Genomic DNA, 24,095 nt, shown 5'->3' with positions numbered 1-24,095 from the left:
CAACGGACCGCGTCTCACTCGGGGTTCTGAGCAGCGTCGACCGGAGACCGCCACGGAATTGTGTCGCAAGATGCGACAAATCAATCAGATAGTCTCAAGCCATGGACTGGCTGGCAGGCGGAGATCGCACGGAACTGGCGACCGAGCGGATCTACGCCGCCGCGGGGGAGTCGGCTGCGCTGCACGGTCTCGATCGCTTGAGCATCGACGACATCGCGGCACGGGTCGGATGTTCGCGTGCCACCGTCTACCGGCATGTCGGCGGGAAGCGTCAGCTCCGCGACGGGGTGCTCGCCCGGTCCATCGCGCGAATCGGGGCGGAAGTGGCGGCTGCAGTGGATGGACTCGACGGCGAGGAGCGGGTGGTCCAGGCAATTCTGGTGTCATTGACCGTGATTCGCGCCGATGTCGTTGCCTCGACGCTGCTCGAGGTGCCGCCGGGGACGGACAACGTGAACCGCTCGTTGCTTCAGTCGCCCCGGCTGGCCGCCGCCGCGGCCGAACTCAGCGGGCTGACGGTCGACGATCCCACGGCGGCCGGGTGGGTCGTCCGGGTGGTGCTTGCGTTGCTCTTCTGGCCAATCGGAGACGCTGCCGCGGAGGAGGCGGTGGTGCGCCGCTTCGTCGCGCCCACGATGGCGCCGTAAACGACACTTGACCTACATTGTGGGTATGTGCTCATAATATGAGTGTTGACGTGTTGGGCGTCACACGCCAGTGTCGACGTGATTCGAGACGCACGGCGCGACGGAAGGAAAGCCAATGTCAGAGGTGGCTGTCATGACCCACACCGCGATTGCGATCGTCGCGGTCGTGGTGATGATCGTGCGATTCAAGTTCAATCCGGTGGTCTCGCTCGTCATCGGTTCTTCCTACCTCGGGTTGGCGACCGGACTCGGCGTCAAGAAGACGATCGACTCGATCATGACCGGATTCGGCGACATCATGGCCGAGGTCGGGCTGCTGATCGCGTTCGGCGTCCTGATGGGCGCGATGCTCCAGCGGACGGGCGCCATCCAACGACTGGTAGAGGCGCTTCTGCGCGTCTTCGGCGCCAAGCGCATGCCATACGCGCTGTCCCTCACCATCGCGACCCTCCTTCAATCGATCTTTCTGGACGTGCTCCTGGTGATCTCGGCGCCGCTGGCCCGCAGCCTGGCCGGCAAGGTCGGCAAGAACGGAACCGCGCGGATGGCCACGGCCATGGCCATCGGCCTCGAGTGCGGCATCGTGCTTACCGTGCCGGGCGTCGGCGCCCTGGCCCTCGCCGGGCTGCTCGGCGTACCGCTCGGCAAGATGCTGATGTTCGGCGTGCTGCTCGTCATCCCCACTGTCGCGATCTCCGTGGCGATCATGTCCTTCCTGTTCAACCACGGCTGGTGGGATCCCGACCGGGACGAGCAGGAGTTCCTCGGATCTGACGATGAGGCAACCGAATTCGCCGCCGACCAGGAGCCGGTTGACGGCAGCCAAGGCGCCGGAGGTGTCGCCACCAAGCCTGCAATCGCCGTCCGCGCCGAGACGCCCCTGCTGGTCCTGTTCGCGCCGCTGCTGTCCTCGTTGGCGCTGATCGCCGCCGGGGCCATTCTGGACGCCGGCGACATCCACAATCCGGTGGTCGAGTTCGTGTCCTCACCGGTGATCGCGCTGTTGATCGGGCTCGTCGGTACCAGCTTCGTCGGCCGCTATGCGTTGGGCGCCAGCGCGATCGAGAAGGCCATCGCCACCGGATTCAAGGAGAGCGGGCAGATCCTGATCCTCACCGGCGTCGGCGGATCACTTGCCGCGACCATCAAGGCGACCGGACTTGGCGACATCCTCGGTGAGTACTTCACGGCCACCCACGCCGCGCCGCTGCTCATGGTCTGGTTGATCGCGGCGATCCTGCACGTCGCCGTCGGGTCGGTGACGATATCCGCGATCACGTCCGCGGGCATCCTCGCGCCGGTCGCGCCGATCATTGGACTGGACCCCGTGCTGATCGCCCTGGCCGCCGGTGCGGGGTCGCTGTTCCTCGTGCACGTCACCAGTAACACGTTCTGGCTCCTGCAGTCGCTGATGGGCCAGACCACCCGCGGCGCGTTGAAGACCTGCTCGGTCGGGGTGTCGGTGGCCTCTGTAGTGGCGATCCTGCTGATCCTGCCGCTGTCACTGGCGTTCTGATCGCTCTCGACCCCTGGAAGAAATCATGAATCCCGAAGACTTCGCCGACTACCGACCACTGGCAGGTATCCGAGTGCTCGAACTCGGCAATTACATCGCCGCGCCGACGGCAGGCCGCATGCTCGCCGACTTCGGCGCCGAGGTGATCAAGGTCGAACGGCCGGTGACCGGCGACGAACTGCGCAACTGGCGACTCTACGGCGGCGACACGTCGATGCTGTACCGCGCGATCAACCGCAACAAGAAATCCGTTGTGCTGGACCTGAAGACCGACGAGGGCAGGCGCATCGTGCTGGACCTCGTCCGGCAGTCCGACGTACTCCTTGAGAACTTCAGACCGGGCACTCTGGAGCGCTGGGGATTGGGCCCCGAGGAACTGGACCGGGCCAACCCCGACCTCGTCATCACCCGGATCTCCGCGTTCGGGCAGACGGGTCCGATGGCAGGCCGACCCGGATTCGCCGCGGTCGCCGAGGCGGTCGGCGGTCTGCGCGAACTGGTCGGCGACCCCGACCGACCACCGGTGCGGGTGGGAGTGTCGATCGGGGATTCGATCGCAGGGATCTACGCGGCGTTCGGCACCGTGATGGCGCTGCTCCATCGCAATCGCGTGGCCGAAGTTCCACTGGCACATCGCGTCATCGACATCGCCCTCAATGAGTCGGTGCTCTCGGTGATGGAGTCGCTGGTGCCCGACCACCTCGCATACGGCGTCACCCGGCAGCGCGTTGGCGGTCGCATGGAGGGCATCGCCCCAAGCAACGCATACCCGTGCAGCGACGGTACGAGCATCGTGGTTGCAGGCAACGGTGACGGGATCTTCGGGCGCTACATGCGTCTCATCGGGCGCGACGATCTCGCCGACGATCCCGACCTGCAGACCAATGCGGGCCGGTGGCGACGCCGCGACGAACTCGACGACGTCATCGCCGGTTGGACGCGGCGACACTCCCGCGACGAGGCGCTCGCCCTGCTGGGCGGCGCGGGGGTGCCCAGCGGCCCCATCTACACCGCCGCTGACATCTGTGCGGACGAGCAGTACAAGGCGCGCAACATGATTCAAGTCTTCGACGTAGAGACCGGCGACGGAGAACAGTCCGTCGGATTCACCGGTATCGTGCCCGTCGTCGGTGGCGCGTCGCTTCCCATCCGGACGGTGGGGCCGGACCTGGGGGAGCACACCCGCGACGTGCTGTCGTCGCTGTCGTCACTGACCGAAGCCGAACTCGACAGGCTGGCGGGCCCGAGGAGCATCCCGGCGAGGGGTGTCGCATGACCGCGTCGCGTCCCTACGCCACCGGCGTCGCGCTGCGTGACGTGACGCTGCGGGATGGGCTACAGCTCACCGGCAAGCTGTTGGGAACCGAGAGCAAGGTCGGGATCATCCGAACGCTGCTCGCGCTCGGTGTGCCCGCTCTCGAGATCGGGTCCATGGCGCGCGCGGATCTCGTTCCGCCGCTTGCGGACACGGCGGAGGTGCTCGCCGCACTGACCCTGGATGAATTGGCAAGGTGCTGGATCTGGGTGGCCACTCCCCGCCACGTCGAGAAGGCGGCGGCCGCGGGTGCGCGCAACTTCCAGTACTGCTTCTCCGCGTCGGATGCCCACAACCTGGCCAACATCGGCCGCACCACCGACGACAGCCTCGCCGCCATGCCGGATGCGGTACGGATCGCGAACGACCTACACGGCGAGATCCAACTATGCATCGCCACGGCGTTCACGTGCCCATTCGACGGCCCCGTGGATCCGCAGCGTGTGCTGGACATCGCGTCCGACCCCCGCGCCGAAGGTGCGGCCGACATCGTGCTGTGTGACACCCTCGGCCAGGCCGTGCCCACTCAGGTCACCGACCTCGTCACGGCGGTGCGTGAGTCGACACCCCAGCGCCGCATCGTCTTTCACGGGCACGATACGTGGGGGCTTGGCGTGGCGAACACGTTGGCCGCCATCGACGCCGGTGCAACGATGGTCGACGGCTCCCTCGGTGGCCTAGGTGGATGTCCGTTCGCGCCTGGCGCGAGCGGCAACACCTCGACGGAGGATCTGCTGTTCGCCTTGCGGCCCGACTGGTTCACCCCTGACACGCTGTCCGCCTTGGTGCACACCACCGGGCGGCTCCTTGCCGACGTCGACGAGCCCAACCGATCCCGCACCGTGCAGGGAGCACACTCGAAGGCCGCGGCGTTCGAATGGGTGCTTGGCTGAGCACGCTCAGCGCGGCGCCCTGCCGCCGATGGTCCTGGTGATCTGCTCGGCATAGCCGACCAGCAGGTCGACCCAGTCCTCGCACTGCGCCAGCGGCATCCGGAGCGTCGGTCCGCTGATCGTCAGGGCACCGAGGACGTCGCCTGCGGCATCGAACACGGGTGCCGAGAGCCCCGACGCCGAGTCCTCGCGTTCCCCTGCGGTGATGGCGTAGCCGTCGGCCTTCGTCTGCGCGACGAGGCCACGTAGATCGTTCGCGTTCGTCACGGTTCCGTCGGTCAGATGCTCGAGGGGGCCCGAGAGGATCTGCTCGGCGAGTTCGGGATTCCACGCCAGCAGTACCCGGGATGCCGAGCCCGCATGCAGCGGGATGACGTGGCCGACGTACATGTCGCGCCGCAGCGCATGACGCGTCTCCGCGATGGCAACGCAGACCCGGAAGGTCTGTTCGACCTTGAAGAAACACGCGGTTTCGCCGGTCTTGTCGCGGATCTCCTTCAGCACCGGATTCACCACCGACAACTCGTCGAGGTCCTTCGTGGCGGTTGCCGCCCAGTACGCGACGCGGACTCCGATGCGGATCTGATCACCCGACCGGTCCAGCAGGCCCTGGGCGGCCATGTTGCTGACCAATCGCTGCACGGTGGAGGTCGGCAGGCCCGTCGCCTGCTGAATCTCGCCGAGGGTCATCGCCGGACGGGACAGCGAGAACGCGTCGAGGATCTCGGTGATCTTGCCAAGCACGAGCAGCGGTTGCTGCTTCGACGACGCTGCGGCCTCATCCGTTGCCATGACTTGAATCTACCGGTTCGCCTTGGTGATTCCCCGTAGTTTTGTCGTGGTGCGGCCGTTCGTCGCCTCGGCAATCCGAATCAGGACTCGATGCCCCTTGCGCGATCTTCGTAGGCCTTGCGCGCCGCGGTGTCGACGTCTTCGAGGAAGACGTGCTCCATACCGAGCTTGCGGGCGATGAATTCGCCTATCGACTTGGGAATGAACTTCATCGACGCGACGACGAGGCCCGCGGCCCTGGTCACCGCCACCCGGCCCACCGGCTTCGTGATGAGGCCGATGATCGCGTCGGCGATGTCCTCCGGCTCGGCGTTCTTCAGCAGCTTCGCCCCCGACGTTCCCGCGACCAGCTCGGTGTTGGTGAACGTGGGCAGCACCGAAGAGAAGTGGACGCCGGTGCCGCGATACTCGATCCGCGCCGAGTCGGTGAACCCGAGCACCGCGTACTTGCTGGCGCAGTACGTCGCAAGTCCGGGGGTCGGGCTCTCGCCTGCCAGCGATGCGATGTTGATGACGTGGCCGGTGCGGCGCGGGATCATCCGCTGCGCGGCAAGCTTGCTGCCGAGGATGACGCCGTAGACGTTGATGTCCAGGATGCGGCGGGTCACCTTGTCCGGCTCGTCGATCACCTTGCCCGCCGGCATGATTCCCGCATTGTTGATCAGCACGTCCACGGGACCGAGCTGACGCTCGACGTCGTCGAGGAAGGCCGCGAACGACTCCGGATCGGTGACGTCGAGCTTGCCGTAGACATCAAGGCCGAGCTCCGTCGCCGACTCCTTCAACTTGGCTTCGTCGACGTCGCCGATCGCGACCTTGGCGCCGAGCCCGTGCAGTGCCGTCGCGGTGGCGAGCCCGATTCCTCTTGCGCCGCCGGTGATCACGATCACCTTGTTGCGGATTGCCGTGTTACCTGTCATTTCACTTCCCTTTCGATGAACCGCAGAACGTGTTTTGCCAGCCCGGAAGGATCGTCGAGTTGGGGGCAGTGTCCCGAATTCGGTAGGACGACCAGGGTGCTCGCCGGAACCGATTCGTGCAGTCGCTCGCTGGCGTGCACGGGGATGATTCGGTCCTTGCGGCCATGGATGACCAGCAGCGGACATTTCACGCGTTCGGAGTCGTAACCGCCTGCGGTCTCGAGTGCGATCGCGCGGGCATCCCCGAGCATCTTGCGAGCGTGCGACGGTGCGGAGGCCTGGGCGGTGAAGCGGGCGAGTACGGCGGGATCGGCCTGCGCCGGATCGGCGTACAGCAGCCGCGCGAGGGTGCCGCGAACGGCGTGGCGGTACAGGTTCTTCGGGATCGGCATCCGATGGTCCAGTACCCGAAAGGGATCGGCACGCCCACGGCCGAGTCGCATCAACCAGTGCGATGCGAGGATGGGCTCGTCGACCGCGATGGCACCGCGGACGTTGCAGGACCCGCGTGTTGCGGCGCGCACGGAGACGCAGGCTCCCAACGAGTTTCCCATCAGGATGACGGGCCCGGTATCGGCGATCACGGCGTCGACGAATGCGTCGAGCTGCGGCAAGATCAGGCCCGGTTGGCGTGGGTCCGCCTGCCCAAAACCGGGCATGTCGACCGCAAACGCAGCCCGGCCTGCGGCGTCGAATTCGGTCAGCAGAGCGCGCCAGGTGTCCGCGCCGTCGGCGAATCCGTGCAACAGGGCGATCGGTGTTCCGTGCCCTGCGACGGACAGCCGTCGGGTGTGTAGGCCGTTGAAGCAGAGCCGATCCTCGGTGATCACGTGGTCCTCGTCTGGTCGGTCGTCATGAGAAGTTCGGCACCGGTGGTGACCAACGCGGCCTCGAGCCCGGCGCTCTCGCGGAGGGACGGGATGAGGGCGATGTCGTTCATCACGGTTTGTGCGGCCTGTACCCGGATCCTGGCGGTGACCGCGTCCCAGTGCGGGTGCACGTCGCGTAGCAGGCTGACCCATTCGGCGATGTAGGCGTACTGGCTGGCCCGGGTGCGATGGCGCTCCGGTTCGGGGAGATGAGCGGCCTCTGAGACCAGCACCGCGACGAGGTGAGGGTTGTCGAGGACGAACGCGCAATAGCTGCCGAGGAGGCGGTTGAGGCCGTCGCGCGGATCCGAGGCTGCGGCGAAGGCGCGGTTCATGTCCATGCGCAGCCACTCGTCACCGCGCAGCATGGCGGCGACCAGGATGTCGGACTTGGCAGGGAAGTGGTTGTAGACGCTGGGCCCGGCGATGCCGACGCTCGCGCCGATGTCTTCGGTGCTGACCCCGCTGAAACCGTTGGCCGCGAACAACTTCGTTGCCTCGGTCAGGATCGTCTCGCGGCGGGACTGACTGCGCAGGGTCGGAGGTTGTGCATGGCGCGCCGACGTCGATTCGAACGGCGGTATGGGTGCATCGATGGCCGTGGTGATGAGTTCGCTGAGCAGAGTCGTGAATGCCGGTTCGGGCAAGGTCAGGCTGTGGAAGGACACGCTCGTCGCGACCGCGAGTCCCGACCAAGCCACCAGCTCGGCCTGGCCGTCGCCGAGTCCGGGGCGACGGGCCCGGATGAAGGCGGCGAATCGGTGGCCGATCTCATTGACGGCGGACTGAATCGCTGCCCGGTCGGCGGGGGCGAGTTGGCGCGCCTCGCGCTGCCACAAGACCCCGACGGTGCGGTGTTCCAGCACGGCTTTGGCCAACGCGTGGACGACGTCGGGCGGATGTTCGTCCTCGGCCTTGGCGATTGCGGCGTCGAGGGTGTCGAGTGCCTCGGCCACCACGGTCGCCAGCAGCTCCTGCTTGCCACGAAAATGCCGATACAGCGCCGACGGTCCGATGGCGACCGCCTCGGCGACGTCGCCCACGCTGACACCGGCGTAGCCCTTGCTGGAGAACAGGTCCGTCGCAGCACCGATGATCAATTGCCGACGGTTGACCGGGCGCGTGCCGCGCGCCGGACGGACTGCGGGTCGCTCAGCCGGACCTGCCGTCATCAAGAGACCTGGTTCCCGGATTCGCCCCAATACTGTTTGCGGAGGTCACGTTTGAGGATTTTGCCTGCACCGGACATCGGCAAGGCGTCGACGAAGTCGACACTGCGCGGGGCCTTGTATCCGGCGATCAGCGTCTTGCAATGGGTGCGAATCTCGTCGGCGGTGGCCTGTTGACCCGGCAGCAGGACGACGACGGCGTGCACCCGCTCACCCCAATCGGGGTCGGGCACACCGATCACCGCGCACGCCGCCACCGCCGGATGGCCGGCCAGCGCATTCTCCACCTCGGCGGAGTACACGTTCTCGCCGCCGGTGATGATCATGTCCTTGATCCGGTCGACGATGAAGACGTACCCGTTCTCATCCATCCGCCCACCGTCGCCGGTGTGCATCCAGCCGTCGCGGACCGCTGCGGCCGTGTCCTGCGGCCGGTTCCAGTAGCCGAGCATGACGTTGTCGCCGCGCACGACGATTTCGCCGACCTCACCCCTAGGCACCTCGTTGTCGTTCGGATCGACGATGCGGACTTCGGCGTGCGGTGCCGCGCGTCCGGCCGAGCGGTGCAGCGCGGGGTTGTCGTGGTCGGCCGGGTTCAGCAGTGTCGCAACCGGCGACAGCTCGGTCATGCCGTAGGCCTGGGTGAACCCGGCCGCGGGAAACACCTTCCGCGCCCGTTCCAACAGAGCTTCCGAGATCGGCGACGCCCCGTATATCAGGTGCACGAGACTGGACATGTCATTGTCGGCGACACCGGGGTCGTCGACCAGCATCTGGACCATCGTCGGCACCAGCAACGCGTCGGTGACCCGATGCGCGGCGATCGCCTTCATGACTTCAGCGGGGGAGAACATCGGCACGATCACATGGGTCGAGCCGACCTGGCATCCGGCCGCCCAGGCCGCAATACCGGCAAGATGGAACAGTGGCGCGGTGTACAACAACCGGCCACCTGGCGAGACGAACTGTCCCGACGCCAGGCTTCCGATCGCCGACACCAGCAGGTTGTCGTGAGAGAGCATCACGCCCTTGGGGTGACCCGTGGTGCCGCCGGTGTAGAAGACTCCGAGCAGCTCGTCACCCCCTGTCCGGGTGTCCTCGATCGGTGCGTTGTCGGCAACCAAGGCTTCGTAACTCAGCGCACCGGCGGGCAGATCACCGTCGCCGCAGTGGATCACCGTTGCCAGGCCAGGAAACTGCTCGCGAAGCGCGGGAATCATCGGGGCGAAGGCATCGTCGACGAACAGCACCCTGGTGTCGGATTCGACTAGGGAGTACGCGATCTCGGCGGGGCTCCACCGGATGTTCACCGGGTTGACTGCGGCGCCCATCCACGGCACCGCGTGGAAGTACTCCTGATAGCGGTCGGAGTTCAGCGCGAGAATGCCCACCCGGTCACCGCGTTTCACGCCCAATCCCGTGAGTGCGCCGGCAAGGCGGGCGATGCGATCGACTGATTCGGCCACCGTGCGGGTCCGGTCGCGGTAGATCGTTGCGGGGCGGTCCGGACTCTGCTGCAGATTTCGGTGCAGCGATTGCGTCAGATACACGTCATCTCCTCGGGTCGGCGCTACAGCGAGCGCGCGATCAGTTCCTTCATGACCTCGTTCGCGCCCGCGTAGATCTTCTGCGCCCTGGAGTCGACGACTGACCACAGTCGTCTCGTAGCGTGACCGTGTGACCGAAGAGCAACAACCCGTCGCCGTGGTGACCGGGGCGAGCCGTGGCGCGGGTCGTGGCATTGCCGCCGCGCTCCGCACGGCCGGGTGGCAGGTGTACGCGACCGGCCGGACGATCACCGACCCAGAGGACGGCGCGATTCCCGTGCGGGTCGACCATCGCGACGACGCCGCCGTCGGTGCGCTGTTCGAGCGGGTGGCCGACGAATGCGGACGGCTGGACCTCTTGGTCAACAACGCCGCCGCGATCCACGACGACCTGACGAATCCGAGACCGTTCTGGGAGAAGCCACTTGCTCTCGCCGACGTCCTCGACGTCGGGCTGAGATCGGCATACGTGGCGTCCTGGTATGCCGCGCCACTGATGGTCGAACGGGGTCGCGGGTTGATCGCGTTCACCTCGTCACCGGGGTCGGTGTGCTACATGCACGGACCCGCCTACGGCGCGCAGAAGGCCGGCGTCGACAAGCTGGCAGCCGATATGGCGGTGGACTTCTCCGGGACGAGTGTGGCCACCGTGTCGATCTGGATGGGGATCCTGTTGACCGAGAAGTTCCGCAGGGCGTTCGACGGGCATCCCGAGGCCTTGGCGAAGACCGCCGAGCAGGCGGAGACCCCGGAGTTCACCGGGCATCTGCTCAATGCCCTGTACCGCGACCCGGGCCTGGCCGAGTTGAGCGGGCAAACGTTGATCGGCGCGGAACTCGGGGTGCGGTACGGCATCACCGACGAGGACGGACGCCAGCCGCCGTCGCACCGGGACTTCCTCGGCGCGCCGCGGACACCGTCCACTGTGGTGGTTCGCTGACGCCGGAGCGGGTGGCTTGAGAGACTGGCACCGTGCGCTCCACACCGCAATGCTGGCTGACCGACATGGACGGCGTCCTGGTCCACGAGGAGCGTGCTCTGCCCGGTGCCGCGGAATTCCTGCAGCGGCTCGCGGAGAAGAAACGCCCGTTCCTGGTGTTGACCAACAATTCGATCTTCACCCCGCGTGACCTGGCCGCGCGTCTGCTGCGGTCGGGTCTCGAGGTGCCCGAGGAGTCGATCTGGACGTCGGCCATGGCCACCGGGGCCTTCCTGCACGACCAGTTACCCGGCGGCTCGGCGTACGTGATCGGTGAGGCGGGCCTGACCACGGCGCTGCACGAGGTCGGCTACACCCTCACCGACACGGGCCCCGACTTCGTGGTGCTCGGCGAGACGCGGACCTACTCCTTCGAGGCGATCACCAAGGCCATCCGGCTCATTGTCGCCGGCGCGCGCTTCATCGCCACCAACCCCGACGTCACCGGACCGTCTGCCGAAGGTCCGACGCCTGCCACCGGGTCGGTAGCGGCGCTCATCACGAAGGCCACCGGGCGGGACCCGTACTTCGTCGGCAAGCCGAACCCGATGATGTTCCGCAGCGCGCTCAACCGCATCGAGGCGCACTCGGAGAACACCTTCATGGTCGGCGATCGGATGGACACCGACGTCGTCGCGGGGATCGAGGCAGGCCTCGAGACCATCCTGGTGCTCACCGGGTCGACGAAGATCGGCGACATCGAGCGGTATCCGTTCCGGCCGAGCCGGGTGCTTGACTCCATCGCGGATGCCGTTGACCTCATCTGAAGAGGGCTGAGGTTGGTGGCCGAGATCGACTTGATCGGCGTTCCGTTCGACGGGTACGGGCGCAGCGGCAATCAGGCACGCGCGGCGGGGGCGCTGCGGGATGCGGGACTGCTGGACGCCTTCGACCACCATCCCGTGGTACGTCATGACCACCTCGAGCTGCCCGAACCAAATCCGCAGCGGGGCAACACGACCGGCCTGATCAACGAGGCGGCACTGCTGGCGATGACGGACGCGCTCAACGAGCGCGTCGGGTCTGCCATGACGCAGGGCCGGTTCCCGTTCGTCTACGGCGGCGATTGCTCGACGCTGCTTGGCATCGTCACCGGCCTTCGCGATCACGTCGGCGACGTCGGTCTGGTCTTCATCGACGGCCACGAGGACACCATGCCCCTCGACGTCTCCGAGGATGGTGAGGCCGCCAACACCGAGATCGGCCTGCTCCTCGGGCTGACCGGACGCCGGCTCACCGGGCCGCTCGGCGAACGGCTGCCCGCGCTGCGGCGCGAGCTCTTGGCGGTACTGGGGCCGCGAGACGAGGCGTGGCGGCGGCAGTTCAACGTGGGCACGCTCCGCGACTGCGGGGTCTGGCTGGCGCCGCTGGCCGAAGTCGCCGACGACCCGGCGGGAACCGGGCACCAGGCCATCGAGAAACTCGCGCAGCACGTCGACCGGTGGTGGCTACACATCGATCTCGACGTACTCGACCCACTCGAGTTCGTGGCGCAGGGGCTACCCGATGTCGAGGACGAGCCGGGTGGTCTGCGTTGGGACCAGCTCACCGACCTGGTGCGCGCCATGCTCGATTCCGGGTCGTGCGTCGGCGTCAGCATCGCCATCTACGACCCGGACCAGGACGAGAGCGGGACCGACGCGGGACAGATCGTCACGTTCGTCCGCACGATCGTCGGCGGCTACCGAGAGGGCAGGTAATTCAGAATGGCCGAACCCATCGACGACTACTTCACGACCACCGTGTCGGCGATGTCGGATGGCTTGCGAGGTGAAACCGGTGCACTGCAGGAGAGCTCGGCGCTCACGGTGGCTACCTGCCTCGACCTCTTCGACGCCCAACTCGGCAGCCGCCACCTCGACCTCGCGGCGCGCTGGCTGCGATCACACGGCAAGGGCTACTACACGATCGGCTCGTCCGGGCACGAGGGCAACGCCGGCGTCGCGGCAGCACTGCGGTACACCGATCCTGCGCTGCTGCACTATCGTTCGGGCGGCTTCTTCCTCGCCCGCGCTCAACAGGTGGGCGGACGCGACGCGCTGCGCGACGTTCTGCTCGGCATCGTCGCCGCCACCGAGGAACCGATCTCGGGCGGGCGGCACAAGGTGTTCGGCCGCCACGACCTGAACATCATCCCGCAGACCTCGACCATCGCCTCCCACCTTCCGCGGTCCGTCGGCGTCGCGTTCTCGATCGCCAGGGCAAGGAGGCTAGGCGTCGCCTGCCCATGGCCCGAGGACGCGGTGACGGTGTGCAGCTTCGGTGACGCCTCGGCGAACCACTCCACGGCGGTCGGCGCCATCAACGCCACCATGCACGCCGCCTACCAAGGCCTGCCCATGCCGCTGCTGTTCGTCTGCGAGGACAACGGGATCGGCATCAGCGTCAAGACGCCGCCGGGGTGGATCGCTCAAAGCTACGGGCGCAGAGAAGGTCTCGAGTACTTCGCTGCCGACGGCACCGATGTGGCGGCGACGTTCGACGCCGCGACGGCCGCCGCGTCGTGGGTGCGCAGCCACCGCCGTCCGGCGTTCCTGCACTTGAACATGGTCCGGCTGTTGGGGCACGCCGGCTCCGACTACGAGCCGGCTTATCGGCGACCCGACGAGATCGTCGCCGACTTCGAGCGAGATCCGTTGGTGCGCACGGCGAAACTGTTGATCGACGGTGGCCACCTCACCGCGGAGGAGGTACTCGAGCGTTACGAGGCCACGCGTGCCGAGGTGATCGAACTCGCCGAGGAAGTCAGCGAACTCGCGCAGCTGGACAGCCCCTCGGCCGTCATGACACCGCTCCGCACGAGCATGAACGACGCCGTCGCCGCCTCGGCACAGAGCCTCCCGACCGTTGAGCCGCAAGATGATTCACCGGTGACGGTCGCGCTCGCCATCAACCGCGCGCTGCAGGAGGTCCTGCTCCGCCACCCCGAGGCGCTGATCTTCGGCGAGGACGTCGCCCGCAAGGGCGGTGTATACGGGGTCACCCGCGGACTGCTCAACAAGACCAGTTCGGCGCGGGTATTCAACACCCTTCTCGACGAGCAGTCCATCCTCGGTCTCGCCCTCGGAGCCGGGGTGTCGGGGCTGCTCCCCATCCCCGAAATCCAGTACCTCGCCTACATTCACAACGCGTTGGACCAGATTCGCGGCGAAGGCGCGACGCTGCAATTCTTCTCGAACCGGCAATACCGCAATCCGATGGTCGTTCGCGTGGCCGGCTACGGATATCAGAAGGGATTCGGCGGACACTTCCACAACGACAACTCCATCGCCGCGCTCCGCGACATCCCCGGTGTGGTCGTCGCCTCGCCTGCGCGACCCGACGATGCCGCCGCGATGCTGCACGCGTGTGTCGCTGCCGCGAAGGCGGCCGGAATCGTCTGCATCTTCATCGAACCCATTGCGCTGTACCACACGCGGGATCTGCACGACGACGGCGACGACGGGTGGCTCGCGACCTACCCGTCGTCCGATTCGGTGGCGCCCATCGGCCGTGCCCGCGTCTACGGCGACGGCACCGACCTGACGATCGTCACGTTCGGCAACGGTCTGCGGATGAGCCTTCGTGTCGCCCGCCGACTGGAACTCAGCGACATCGGCACCCGTGTCGTCGACCTGCGGTGGCTGGCACCGCTGCCGGTGGAGGACGTGCTGCGCGAAGCCACTGCCACCGGAAGGGTCCTCATCGTCGACGAGACCCGCGAGAGCGGTGGCGTCGGCGAGGGCGTGCTCGCGGCACTCGTCGCCAACGGCTTCTCGGGCGTCGTGGACCGGGTCGCCAGCCTGGACAGTTTCATCCCGCTCGGCGATGCCGCCCTGCAGGTACTGCTGTCGGAGGAGACCATCGAAGCCGCAGCGACGAAACTTGGCCGAAGTTAGTGGCACTGCGGGAGCTCGTGGCCCCACAAACAGGCTTGATAGCTTGAGTGCATGACGGAAACACCGGATGCGACGCGGCCCCTGGCCGGGGTGCGGATCATCGAGATCTCCAGCTTCGTTGCCGTGCCCCTTGCCGGGATGACGCTGGCGCAGCTCGGTGCCGAGGTCGTCCGAGTCGACCCCGTTGGTGGCGCCGCCGACTATCACCGCTGGCCGGTGACGCAGGACGGCGACAGTATCTACTGGGCCGGGCTCAACAAGGGCAAGCAGTCCGTCGCCGTCGACGTCCGTTCACCCGACGGGCAGGACCTCATTCAGCGTCTGATCGCCGACAGCGGGGTCCTGATCACCAACGTGGCCGGACGCCAATGGCATTCGTACGACACGTTGGTTCGCGTGCGGCCCGACCTGATCCACGTCGAGGTATCCGGCCGCGCCGACGGCGGCACCGGGGTCGACTACACCGTCAACGCAGGCATCGGCTTCCCGCAGGTGACGGGGCCGGTCGGACTCGACGCCCCGGTCAACCACGTCCTGCCCGCCTGGGACGTCTCATGCGGCCTCTACGTGGCGCTGGCGGTTACTGCGGCCCTGCGGCATCGCGACGCCACCGGCGAGGGCGGACGGATCGGCATCCCGCTGGAGAACGTCGCGCTCGCCACCGCGGGCAACCTCAGCTTCCTGACCGAGGTGATGATCAACGGCACGCCGCGGGAGCGGATCGGGAACTCGATCTTCGGCCAATACGGTCAGCAGTTCACCAGTGGCGACGGGGCATCGTTCATGATCGTCGCACTCACCGGACGGCACTTCCGCGACCTGACCGAGATCACGGGAACCACGAAAGCCGTTGCTGCGCTTGGGGAGGCGCTCGGCGCCGACTTCACCGACGAGGGCGACCGGTACCGGCACCGCGATGCGCTCACCGGGCTGTTCACCCTATGGTTCACCGAACACACCAGCGACGAGGTGGCCGCCGCGTTGTCGGCGAGCTCGATCTTGTGGGAGCGCTACCGCACCTTCGCCGACGTCGTCACCGACGACAAGGTCACCGCCAACCCGCTCTTCACCGAGCTGGATCAGCCCCGTGTCGGTCACTACCTCGCGCCCGGCCTTCCGGTGTCGATCGGCGGTGTCTATCCGCCTGCCGTCGCCGCACCGGCGCTCGGCGATCACACCGCCGCGGTGCTCAGCGACCGGTTGGGTTTGACCGCCGACGAGATCGACCGGCTGGTCGCGGCGGGCACGGTCGCATGAGCGCGCTTCTCGACCTGCTCGACGTGCGAGCCGGGACCGGCGATGAGCGCTCGCGCGAAGAGCAGATGACCCGCGATGTTTGGCTGGGCCCCGCCAGCGGCCCCGAGGGCAAGCGTTCGTTCGGCGGCCAGTTCATGGGGCAGAGCCTGGCCGCAGCCTGCCGGACCGTCGATGCCGTGAAGTCGCCCACCAACATGCATCTGCAGTTCCTGCGTGGGGGAGAGGCGGGCAATCCGGTCGAGTACACGGTGGCGCGGGTGTTCGACGGGCGTACCGCCGCCGGCAGACGGGTCGACGCCCGACAGGACGGCCGCCTGTTGACGACCGCCACCGTCTCGTTCTCCACACCCCTCGCCGGACCAGAGCACGGCAGGCGGGCGTCGCTTCCAGGTGACCCCGAGACACTGCCGCGGACCGGTCCCGCAGGTCCCGCACCGTCGATGCCGTTGGACGAGATCGACATTCGCATCGACGACGAAGGTGCGGGTGATGAGTTCGTCCGGCGGCTCTGGTGGCGGGTGACGGTGCCCCTACCCGACGATCCGCTGCTGCACACCATCATCGCGGCCTACGTCAACGACGTGTACATGATCGACCCGGCGCTGCAGGTGCACGGCCATTCGATGAAGGGACGCACGCACCGCAGCGGCACGACGGACTCGTCCATCTGGTTCCACCGGCCGGTCCGGGCGGACCAGTGGAATCTGCTGGAGTCACGTTCACCTGCGGCAGCGCGCGGGCGCGGCGTGATCACCGGCAGCCTTGTCGGGGCCGACGGTGCCATCGCCGCCACGCTGGTGCAGGAGGGTCTCATCGCGGAGCGGGAGCAGCCGCCGAGCTGACCCGCGTCGGCCTGATCAGCTCGCTTGTACTTCGCGTACTTCGGGCGCAGTCCTTCGCACCACCCGCCACACCCCCGCGGCCACTTCCAGTTCGCGTTCCCGGCGCTGGTCGTGATCCCTCAGGTACCAGAGCCGGGTCGGCTCGTCGAGGTCGACGTACAGCGTGCCCTTGGCGTCCACGATCCTGGCGAACTCGCGGTCGCCGTCGAGCACGGGGTCATGGCCGGACTCGCTTTCGCCGACGACGCAGCTGGTGACCCGCTCCGAGCTCCCCACCGGGGTGGAGTTGACGGGGAGCAGCAGGACCTCGCCGTGGCGAATCGGAATGCGCATGAATCTGTCCTCTTGGTGACGTTGGTGGCTGGCGTGTGGTGACGTTAGCGCGGGGGACCGACAAACGACGTCAGCGAAACAGGTTGTGTCCGTTGGTCGGCCGATGTGCGGCCGATCGCCACCGCTTCTCGACGACACGCCCGGTTTGCCCGAACGGCGCACACCGCGCCACCGGCCCTGCAATGATTCCGGTACCTCGGCTGTGGCTGCCGGGGCAATCCGAGGGGAAGCACGCAATGACACTGATCAACACGTTCGTCCGCCGAGGCCTGGCCAGTACGTTCGCGGCCGCCGCGCTGGGAGCCGTCGTCGCAGGCACCGTTGCGGTGCCGACGGCAGGCGCCGCGCCCGCGTGCTCGGCCAGCGGACTGTCCACCACTGCCAGCGGCGTGTTGAGTGCGGCGGGGGCGTACCTGGACGCGCACCCCGGTGCCAACGACGTGCTGACTGCGGCGGGCACGCAGTCGCCGGAGGAGGCGCGGTCGTCGGTGCGGGGCTACTTCACCGGCCACCCCGGTGAGTTCCTCGACCTGCAGGACATCGCGCGTCCACTGTCCGATCTGAAGAACCAGTGCGGCATCTCGGTGTCCCCGAGTCAGCTCGCGCTGCTGTTCGAAGAGATCAGCTAACCCTTGACGAAGACGCCGGCGTCGACCGCCGCCATCGTGACGGCCACCGCCCGTTCGGCATCGGCAGTCGTCAGTGGACGCATATCGGTGAGGAACCGGTAGTAGAGCGGCGCCGACAACTGGCGGATGACCTCGGCCGGGTCGGTGCCCTGTGGTGCCTCGCCTCGCGCGACGGCGTCGACCACGACGGGTGACACTTCGTCGATGCGGTTGCGGTAGAAGTCGGCCAGCGCGTTCGCGGTGACCGGGTCACACGTGGCCGCGGCGATGATCGCCTTGAACAAGCGGCCCTGCCGCCCGTCGGTCAAGGTGCGTCGGACGAGCTTCGCCTGGGCCAACAGGTCGGTCCGGAGCGCTCCGGTGGATGGTCGGGGCGACGACGTGTCCGCCATGTCGACCAGAAGATCGGCCACCAGGCCGGGCACCGAACCCCATCTGCGGTAGACGGTCGACTTGCCGACCCCGGCCCGTTGCGCGACGGCGGTCAATTCGATGCCCTCCAGGCCGTCCTCAATGAGAAGGTCGGCCGCAGCCCGAAGCACAGCGTCACGGACGGCCGCCGTTCGTCCGCCCGGCCTGGTCGATGCTGGCACTCGAACATCATAACGGGACTAGGGTTTCATTAGTGAATCTCGCGTGCTACGTTTGTTATCGGGAAGATAGTCTTGTTAAGGAGTGGCGATGGAATATCGGCGGGTTGGCACCTCTGGTCTGGTCGTGTCTGAATTGAGTTTCGGCGCAGCGACGTTCGGCGGGGCGGGCGATTTCTTCGGCGCGTGGGGCAACACCGACGTCCACGAAGCGCGGCGGATCATCGACATCTGCATGGACGGCGGTGTCACGCTGTTCGACACCGCGGATGTCTACTCCGACGGCGCCTCAGAGGAGGTGCTCGGAGCTGCCCTGGTGGGCAGGCGTGATCAGGTGCTGATCTCGACGAAGGCGGCGCTGCCGGTCGGCGAGGGGCCGGGGGATGCGGGAACGTCGCGGCCGCGTCTGATCGCTGCGGTCGAGAAGGCGCTGCGTCGACTGCAGACCGACCGCATCGACCTGTTTCAGCTGCACGCCTACGACGCGCACACCCCGATCGACGAGGTCCTCGAGACGCTCGACGTGCTCGTCGCGCAGGGCAAGATTCGGTACACGGGCGTGTCCAACTTCTCGGGGTGGCAGCTGATGAAGTCGCTCTCGACTGCCGTCGCCGCTCATCGCCCGCGCTATGTCGCTCACCAGGTGTACTACTCGCTGATCGGGCGGGACTACGAATGGGAACTGATGCCGCTCGGCCTGGATCAGGGTGTCGGCGCCCTGGTCTGGAGCCCGCTGGGATGGGGACGCCTGACGGGCCGGATCCGCCGTGGGACACCGCTTCCCGAACGAAGCAGGCTGCACGTGACGGCGGATGCCGGTCCGCCCGTGGATGACTCGCTGCTCTTCGACGTCGTCGACGAACTCAGCGCGATCGCCGACGAGACGGGCCGGACGGTTCCGCAGGTCGCGCTCAACTGGTTGCTGCGGCGTCCGACGGTGTCGTCGGTGATCATCGGGGCGCGCGATGCCACGCAGCTGTCCGAGAACCTCGGCGCGGTGGGCTGGGCGCTGAGTGACGATCAGGTCGCGCGTCTCGACGCGGTGAGCCATCGCGAAGCCCCGTATCCGTACTTTCCGTACTACCGGCAGGAAGGTTTCGCGCGCCTCAGCCCGCCCATGTTTCCGAGCCAGGGCATCGCCGTGCCCGCCTAGCGCGGACCTTCTCCGCAGCCGTTACCCGGGTAGGTCGGTGTACTGGAACGCGTAACCGTCTGCGCTGAACGTGAAGCCCTTGCCGGTCTTCTCGCTCATGCAGGAGATTCCCGAGGCTTCCTGAACGTTGCAGCGGAATGCTGCGACAGCCAACACCTCGCCGAAGGGGAGAACGGTCGCAGGACCGGGAACCAGGGCATACCCCGGAGGATCGAGCGACGCGAACCGAGCGTCGACAGCGCCGTCGACCTCGATGGCATTCGGCGCGGTGTCGACGGCCTGCGGGCCGGGCACGCTGGTGGGGGCGCCCTTGATGGCGATGGCGGATCCGGTCGAGGACTGGCAGCCCGCCGTCTTGCGCGGGAAGATCGCACACACCCATCGCTTGCTCGGGCTGGTGAAGTAGTAGCCCGTTTCGCCGTCTGCTCCGTGCGCGGCGTAGTCGAAGGCGTTCGCCAGGTGCTCGTTGCTTGGGGGTTTCGACGGCGACGGCGCAGCAGTCACGGTGGGCGGTGCGGGCGTTGTCGCATCGTCGGTGTTCACGATAGTGCCGGACGAACAGCCGGTGCTGATCGTCGCAGCGGTGGCCGCGGCCAGAATCGCCACTCCCAACCGACCGCTGTTGCAGCGGAAGCCTTCTCGCGTGTCGGGAACTCGGGAGTGCATCTGGCCCATCATTGCATGCCGCCTCCAGCGGATACCGAGGCTGTGGATGAACTGCCGACTGTGCACAACCGCCGGGTCTGGGTGCCCGCGTCGTCCTTGCCGTCGGGGCGTTGTCCGTCCCACTGGGGACGCTGTGGCCATGACGGAGAACGTGGTGAGCCGCGCTCAGATCGGGGCGCTCGGTGAGCAGCTGGCGGTCGATCATCTGACGTCGTTGGGGTGGCGCGTGCTGGCGCGCAACTGGCGGTGCCGCTACGGCGAGCTGGACGTGATCGCCGCCGAGCCTGGCGGTGTCGTGGTGTTCGTGGAGGTCAAGACGCGTACTAGCGATCAGTTTGGCGGGGTCGCACAGGCGGTGACGCCTGACAAGGTGCGCCGGCTGCGTCGGCTGGCGGGGTTGTGGCTGGCCGGTCAGGACGGCACCTGGGCGCAGGTGCGCATCGACGTCGTGGGCGTGCGCATTGGGCAGCAGCGGACGCCGGAGCTCACTCACTTGCAGGGGGTGGGGTGATGGCGTTGGGCCGGGCGTTCTCGGTGGCCGTGCGCGGGTTGGATGCCGATTTGGTCGAGATCGAAGCCGACATCACCTCGGGGCTTCCGGGTGTGCACCTGGTCGGGCTGCCGGACGCGGCGCAGCAGGAGTCGCGGGACCGGGTGCGTGCGGCTATCACCAACTGTGGCAACAGCTGGCCGATGGCGCGGCTGACGCTCGCGTTGTCGCCGGCAACGCTGCCCAAGGTCGGGTCCGTGTACGACTTGGCGCTGGCGCTGTCCGTGTTGTCGGCGGACCTAAAGAAGTCCTGGCCGCGACTCGAGAAGACCGTACTGCTAGGCGAACTTGCGCTCGACGGGCGGGTGCGACCTGTCAAGGGCGTGCTGCCCGCCGTGCTCGCCGCCAAGCGGGAGGGCTGGCCCGCGGTGGTCGTGCCGATCGACAACCTGGCCGAGGCGAGCCTGGTTGAAGGTATCGAGGTGTTGGGTGCGAGCACACTGGGCCAGCTCCAACAATGGCTCGAGGGCAAGGCATCGCTGGATCACGAAACCGACACCACGCCGGTCGATCCGGAGGCGGTCGCCGAACTCGCCGACGTCGTCGGGCAGACGCGAGCAAGGTACGCCGTCGAGGTCGCCGCCGCAGGCGCGCATCACCTGATGCTGACTGGCCCGCCCGGCATCGGCAAGACCATGCTGGCCCAACGACTTCCGGGCCTGCTGCCTCCGTTGACGCATGACGAAGCGCTGGAAGTCACGGCCATCCATTCGGTGGCTGGGCTGCTCTCCAAGGACTCACCGCTCATCACCCGGCCACCGTTGGTGGCACCGCATCACACGGCGAGTGTGGCGGCCTTGGTCGGCGGAGGCATGGGCATGGCCCGGCCAGGAGCGGTCAGCCGCGCCCACCGCGGGGTGCTGTTCCTCGACGAATGCGCCGAGTTCGGAGTGAGTGCCCTCGAAGCGCTGCGGACTCCATTGGAGGACGGTGAGATTCGCATCGCGCGCCGCGACGGAGTCGCGTGTTACCCGGCGCGGTTTCAACTGATCCTCGCCGCGAACCCCTGTCCCTGTGCGCCCGCCGATCCCCGCGACTGCATGTGCCCGGCAGCGGTCAAGCGCAAGTACCTCGGGAAGCTGTCGGGTCCGCTGCTCGATCGGGTGGACCTGCGCGTACAGATGGATCCGATTCGGTCCAGCACCATGGGCGGCGAACACGGTGAGTCGACGGCTACCGTTCGCGCCCGCGTGGCAGCCGCACGACAGTCCGCCGCGGAACGTTGGGCACCGCACGGCTTCCGGACCAATGCGGAGGTGAGCGGCGTCCTGCTCCGCCGCAAGTTCAGACCCGAGCTGTCGGTGATGGCGCCCTTGACCACCGCACTGGATCGCGGTCTGTTGAGCATCAGGGGACTCGATCGCACTCTGCGCGTTGCGTGGAGTCTGAGCGATCTCGGTGGTCGGTCGTCGCCGAACCGCGACGACGTCACCACAGCGTTGAGCTTCCGGCAGCCGGGGGCCGCGCGATGAGGACCGACGAGCTTCATGCGTGGGCGTACCTGTCGCGGGTCGTCGAACCACCGTGTCCCGAGTTGGCAGCCTTGGTGGACGACGTCGGACCCGTCGATGCTGCTGACCGCGTCAGACGTGGAGCGGTGGACGGGCTGCTGTTGAGTCGCAGTGAAGCACGTCGCGAATTGGACTGCACGGCAGAGGATCTCGCACTACTTGCGGGACTGGGTGGTCGGCTGATCGTTCGTGGATCCGCCGAACTGTCGGGAGTCGCGTTCACGTCGTTCGCCGACGTGGCTGCGCGGATACCTCATCCGCCGCTGGTGCTGTGGGCGGTCGGTCCTGAGCATCTGGCTGATCTCGCAGCGCGCAGCTGTGCGCTCGTCGGGACTCGTGCTTCGACCGGATACGGCGAATACGTCGCGGCGGATCTCGCCACGGGGTTGGTCGAACGGGAGGTGGCGGTGGTTTCGGGTGGCGCGTACGGCATCGACGGCGCGGCGCACCGGGCGGCGCTGGCGGCCGACGGGTTGACCGTTGCGGTGCTTGCAGGCGGTGTCGACGTGCCGTATCCGGCCGGTCACTCCGCGCTCTTGCACCGGATCGCCACGCACGGGCTGGTCGTCAGCGAGTATCCCCCGGGCATGCGGCCGGCCCGACATCGCTTCCTGACCAGGAATCGTCTCGTCGCGGCATTTGGCGGCGCGACCGTCGTGGTGGAGGCCGGGCTGCGCAGCGGCGCCGCCAGCACCGCGGCATGGGCAGAGGCTCTAGGACGACCGGTGTGCGCGGTGCCAGGACCGGTGACGTCGTCGGCCTCGGCGGGATGTCACGTGTTGGTGCGCAACGGTGCCCATCTGGTCACCCGCGCCGACGAGATCGTCGAACTGGTCGGTCGCATGGGCGAGTTCGCCATCGAACCGTCACACCAGGGCTCGCCGCTCGACGGGCTCACCGAGCAGGAGCTCCGGGTCTACGACGCGCTGCCCGCACGCGGGGGCAGAAGCGTCGACGAGGTCGCGGTGGCGGCGGGGCTACCTCCCACGCAGGTGCTGGGTCCGCTCGCGTCGTTGGAGCTGGTCGGCCTGGTCAAACAGCAGGAGGGTCGATGGAAGATCGCAGTTCGGTAGGTCGGTGACGGGAACGAAGTGCGCGCACGTAGCCAGCCACCCGCTCTCACCCGCTCGTATAGTCAGTGAGGTCTACTAAACATCTTGGGAGGTACACGTGGCAGGCCGTCCGGTCCACACGTTTCAGGTGATCAGCAGCGAGCAGCTCACCCCGCACATGATCAGGTTGGTGCTCGGCGGCAGCGGCTTCGACACCTTCAAGCCCAGTGAGTTCACCGACTCCTACGTCAAGTTCGTCATCGTGCGCGACGATGTCGACGTCAGCGCTCTGCCAAAGCCGCTCACCCTGGACAGCTTCAGCGAGCTTCCCGAGGTGCACCGGCCGGTGGTCCGGACCTACACCATCCGGAACGCCGATCCCGACCGTCGTGAGATCACCGTCGACTTCGTGGTGCACGGCGAGCACGGCGTCGCCGGACCATGGGCAGCGTCGGTCCAGCCGGGCGACCCCGCCTATCTGATGGGCCCGAGTGGCGCCTACTCGCCGGACCCCGACGCGGACTGGCACCTGCTGGTAGGCGACGAGGCTGGCCTACCCGCACTGAGTGCCGCGCTGGAGGCGTTGCCGCCCAACGCAATTGGGCAGGCATTCATCGAAATCAGCGGTCCCGACGACGAGGTTCCATTGTCGGCCCCCGACGGCGTCGAGGTCCGCTGGATCTATCGCGGCGGCCGGGCCGATCTGGTGCCCGAGGAGCAGGCCGGTGACAACGCGCCCCTCATCGCGGCGGTGAAGGAGTCGGCGTGGTTGCCGGGCCAGGCGCAGGTCTTCATCCACGGCGAGGCCCAGGCCGTGATGCACAACCTGCGGCCCTACATCCGCAAGGAGCGTGGCGTCGACGCCAAATGGGCGTCGATCTCCGGCTACTGGCGGCGCGGCCGCACCGAGGAGACGTTCCGCCAGTGGAAGGCCGAACTCGCCAAGGAGGAGGCGCAGGCGCCGAGCTGAGACCGAGCTGGCACCCT

The 24,095-nt window shown here is 67.4% G+C and carries 24 protein-coding genes; 16 read left to right on the top strand and 8 right to left on the bottom strand.

The annotated features are described in order from the left end of the window. Nucleotides 1-101 precede the first annotated feature (101 nt). From HNP02_RS23235 to HNP02_RS23220, 4 genes are all read left to right on the top strand, one after another. Nucleotides 102-647 carry a TetR/AcrR family transcriptional regulator gene (locus HNP02_RS23235; protein WP_184442834.1) on the top strand — a complete coding sequence of 182 codons (546 nt, stop codon included), beginning with the start codon at nucleotides 102-104 and terminating at the stop codon, nucleotides 645-647. A 115-nt stretch (nucleotides 648-762) separates the two neighbouring features. After that, nucleotides 763-2,163, top strand: a complete 1,401-nt coding sequence (locus HNP02_RS23230; protein WP_184442833.1) for a GntP family permease — start codon at nucleotides 763-765, stop codon at nucleotides 2,161-2,163. A 25-nt stretch (nucleotides 2,164-2,188) separates the two neighbouring features. After that, entirely contained in the window at nucleotides 2,189-3,439 is a 1,251-nt protein-coding gene (locus HNP02_RS23225) for a CaiB/BaiF CoA-transferase family protein (RefSeq protein ID WP_184442832.1), read from the top strand. Beyond that, on the top strand, nucleotides 3,436-4,371 hold the full coding sequence (locus HNP02_RS23220) for a hydroxymethylglutaryl-CoA lyase (RefSeq protein ID WP_184442831.1): 936 nt from the start codon (nucleotides 3,436-3,438) through the stop codon (nucleotides 4,369-4,371). The genes HNP02_RS23225 and HNP02_RS23220 overlap by 4 nt, the downstream gene beginning before the upstream one ends. A 6-nt stretch (nucleotides 4,372-4,377) precedes the next feature. Here HNP02_RS23220 and HNP02_RS23215 read toward each other — a convergent pair whose 3' ends face one another. The 5 genes from HNP02_RS23215 to HNP02_RS23195 form a co-directional block, all read right to left on the bottom strand. Continuing rightward, nucleotides 4,378-5,163: an IclR family transcriptional regulator gene (locus tag HNP02_RS23215; RefSeq protein ID WP_184442830.1), complete on the bottom strand. Its 786-nt coding sequence runs from the start codon at nucleotides 5,161-5,163 to the stop codon at nucleotides 4,378-4,380. A gap of 80 nt (nucleotides 5,164-5,243) precedes the next feature. Further along, entirely contained in the window at nucleotides 5,244-6,083 is an 840-nt protein-coding gene (locus tag HNP02_RS23210) for an SDR family oxidoreductase (protein WP_184442829.1), read from the bottom strand. Next, nucleotides 6,080-6,913: an alpha/beta fold hydrolase gene (locus HNP02_RS23205; RefSeq protein WP_184442828.1), complete on the bottom strand. Its 834-nt coding sequence runs from the start codon at nucleotides 6,911-6,913 to the stop codon at nucleotides 6,080-6,082. Before HNP02_RS23205 ends, HNP02_RS23210 begins: the two co-directional genes overlap by 4 nt. Continuing rightward, nucleotides 6,910-8,124, bottom strand: coding sequence for a TetR/AcrR family transcriptional regulator (locus HNP02_RS23200; protein WP_184442827.1), 1,215 nt, complete (start codon nucleotides 8,122-8,124; stop codon nucleotides 6,910-6,912). The genes HNP02_RS23205 and HNP02_RS23200 overlap by 4 nt, the downstream gene beginning before the upstream one ends. Continuing rightward, a complete protein-coding gene (locus tag HNP02_RS23195) occupies nucleotides 8,124-9,671 on the bottom strand; it encodes a long-chain-fatty-acid--CoA ligase (RefSeq protein ID WP_184442826.1) in 1,548 nt (515 codons plus the stop codon). The genes HNP02_RS23200 and HNP02_RS23195 overlap by 1 nt, the downstream gene beginning before the upstream one ends. Nucleotides 9,672-9,798: 127 nt before the next feature. Here HNP02_RS23195 and HNP02_RS23190 point away from each other — a divergent pair, with 127 nt between their 5' ends. Genes HNP02_RS23190 through HNP02_RS23165 form a run of 6 tightly spaced genes read left to right on the top strand, consistent with a single transcriptional unit; the run spans nucleotide 9,799 to nucleotide 16,624 of the window. After that, the gene (locus tag HNP02_RS23190) at nucleotides 9,799-10,608 is read left to right on the top strand and encodes an SDR family NAD(P)-dependent oxidoreductase (protein ID WP_184442825.1); all 810 of its coding nucleotides are present in this window, start codon (nucleotides 9,799-9,801) and stop codon (nucleotides 10,606-10,608) included. Nucleotides 10,609-10,640: 32 nt separating this feature from the next. Then, a complete protein-coding gene (locus tag HNP02_RS23185) occupies nucleotides 10,641-11,414 on the top strand; it encodes an HAD-IIA family hydrolase (RefSeq protein WP_184442824.1) in 774 nt (257 codons plus the stop codon). A gap of 15 nt (nucleotides 11,415-11,429) precedes the next feature. Next, nucleotides 11,430-12,347 (top strand): arginase family protein, encoded by a 918-nt coding sequence (locus HNP02_RS23180; RefSeq protein ID WP_184442823.1) that lies wholly within the window; start codon nucleotides 11,430-11,432, stop codon nucleotides 12,345-12,347. A 6-nt stretch (nucleotides 12,348-12,353) separates the two neighbouring features. Continuing rightward, nucleotides 12,354-14,525, top strand: coding sequence for a thiamine pyrophosphate-dependent enzyme (locus HNP02_RS23175; protein WP_184442822.1), 2,172 nt, complete (start codon nucleotides 12,354-12,356; stop codon nucleotides 14,523-14,525). Between the two features lie 51 nt (nucleotides 14,526-14,576). Continuing rightward, nucleotides 14,577-15,782 (top strand): CoA transferase, encoded by a 1,206-nt coding sequence (locus HNP02_RS23170; RefSeq protein WP_184442821.1) that lies wholly within the window; start codon nucleotides 14,577-14,579, stop codon nucleotides 15,780-15,782. Further along, nucleotides 15,779-16,624, top strand: coding sequence for an acyl-CoA thioesterase II (locus HNP02_RS23165; RefSeq protein WP_184442820.1), 846 nt, complete (start codon nucleotides 15,779-15,781; stop codon nucleotides 16,622-16,624). Before HNP02_RS23170 ends, HNP02_RS23165 begins: the two co-directional genes overlap by 4 nt. Nucleotides 16,625-16,639: 15 nt before the next feature. On the opposite strand, the gene HNP02_RS23160 is transcribed toward HNP02_RS23165, so the two are convergent. Beyond that, entirely contained in the window at nucleotides 16,640-16,957 is a 318-nt protein-coding gene (locus HNP02_RS23160; RefSeq protein ID WP_184442819.1) for a hypothetical protein, read from the bottom strand. Nucleotides 16,958-17,193: 236 nt separating this feature from the next. Between HNP02_RS23160 and HNP02_RS23155 the strand changes: the two genes are divergently transcribed. Next, nucleotides 17,194-17,586, top strand: a complete 393-nt coding sequence (locus tag HNP02_RS23155) for a heme-binding protein (RefSeq protein WP_184442818.1) — start codon at nucleotides 17,194-17,196, stop codon at nucleotides 17,584-17,586. Here the strand turns inward: HNP02_RS23155 and HNP02_RS23150 are convergent. Next, a complete protein-coding gene (locus tag HNP02_RS23150) occupies nucleotides 17,583-18,179 on the bottom strand; it encodes a TetR/AcrR family transcriptional regulator (RefSeq protein ID WP_184442817.1) in 597 nt (198 codons plus the stop codon). The genes HNP02_RS23155 and HNP02_RS23150 overlap by 4 nt on opposite strands. A gap of 88 nt (nucleotides 18,180-18,267) precedes the next feature. Between HNP02_RS23150 and HNP02_RS23145 the strand changes: the two genes are divergently transcribed. Beyond that, a complete protein-coding gene (locus tag HNP02_RS23145; protein ID WP_184442816.1) occupies nucleotides 18,268-19,329 on the top strand; it encodes an aldo/keto reductase in 1,062 nt (353 codons plus the stop codon). Between the two features lie 21 nt (nucleotides 19,330-19,350). Here HNP02_RS23145 and HNP02_RS23140 read toward each other — a convergent pair whose 3' ends face one another. After that, nucleotides 19,351-19,995: a hypothetical protein gene (locus tag HNP02_RS23140; RefSeq protein WP_255506838.1), complete on the bottom strand. Its 645-nt coding sequence runs from the start codon at nucleotides 19,993-19,995 to the stop codon at nucleotides 19,351-19,353. A 139-nt stretch (nucleotides 19,996-20,134) separates the two neighbouring features. Between HNP02_RS23140 and HNP02_RS23135 the strand changes: the two genes are divergently transcribed. The 4 genes from HNP02_RS23135 to HNP02_RS23120 all read left to right on the top strand — a co-directional run bounded on the left by HNP02_RS23135 (nucleotide 20,135) and on the right by HNP02_RS23120 (nucleotide 24,078). Further along, nucleotides 20,135-20,506, top strand: a complete 372-nt coding sequence (locus tag HNP02_RS23135) for a YraN family protein (RefSeq protein WP_184442815.1) — start codon at nucleotides 20,135-20,137, stop codon at nucleotides 20,504-20,506. Continuing rightward, nucleotides 20,506-22,017: a YifB family Mg chelatase-like AAA ATPase gene (locus tag HNP02_RS23130; RefSeq protein WP_184442814.1), complete on the top strand. Its 1,512-nt coding sequence runs from the start codon at nucleotides 20,506-20,508 to the stop codon at nucleotides 22,015-22,017. The genes HNP02_RS23135 and HNP02_RS23130 overlap by 1 nt, the downstream gene beginning before the upstream one ends. Next, complete coding sequence (dprA, locus tag HNP02_RS23125; RefSeq protein ID WP_184442813.1) at nucleotides 22,014-23,129, top strand: DNA-processing protein DprA; 1,116 nt, start codon at nucleotides 22,014-22,016, stop codon at nucleotides 23,127-23,129. Before HNP02_RS23130 ends, dprA begins: the two co-directional genes overlap by 4 nt. A gap of 97 nt (nucleotides 23,130-23,226) precedes the next feature. Beyond that, nucleotides 23,227-24,078 carry a siderophore-interacting protein gene (locus tag HNP02_RS23120; RefSeq protein WP_184442812.1) on the top strand — a complete coding sequence of 284 codons (852 nt, stop codon included), beginning with the start codon at nucleotides 23,227-23,229 and terminating at the stop codon, nucleotides 24,076-24,078. The last annotated feature ends 17 nt before the right edge of the window (nucleotides 24,079-24,095 follow it).

The organism is Mycobacterium sp. AZCC_0083 (genome assembly GCF_014202335.1).
Lineage (GTDB): Bacteria > Actinomycetota > Actinomycetes > Mycobacteriales > Mycobacteriaceae > Mycobacterium.
Note: the sequence above shows the minus strand (reverse complement) of the source record. Positions and strands in the feature narration are given on the sequence as shown.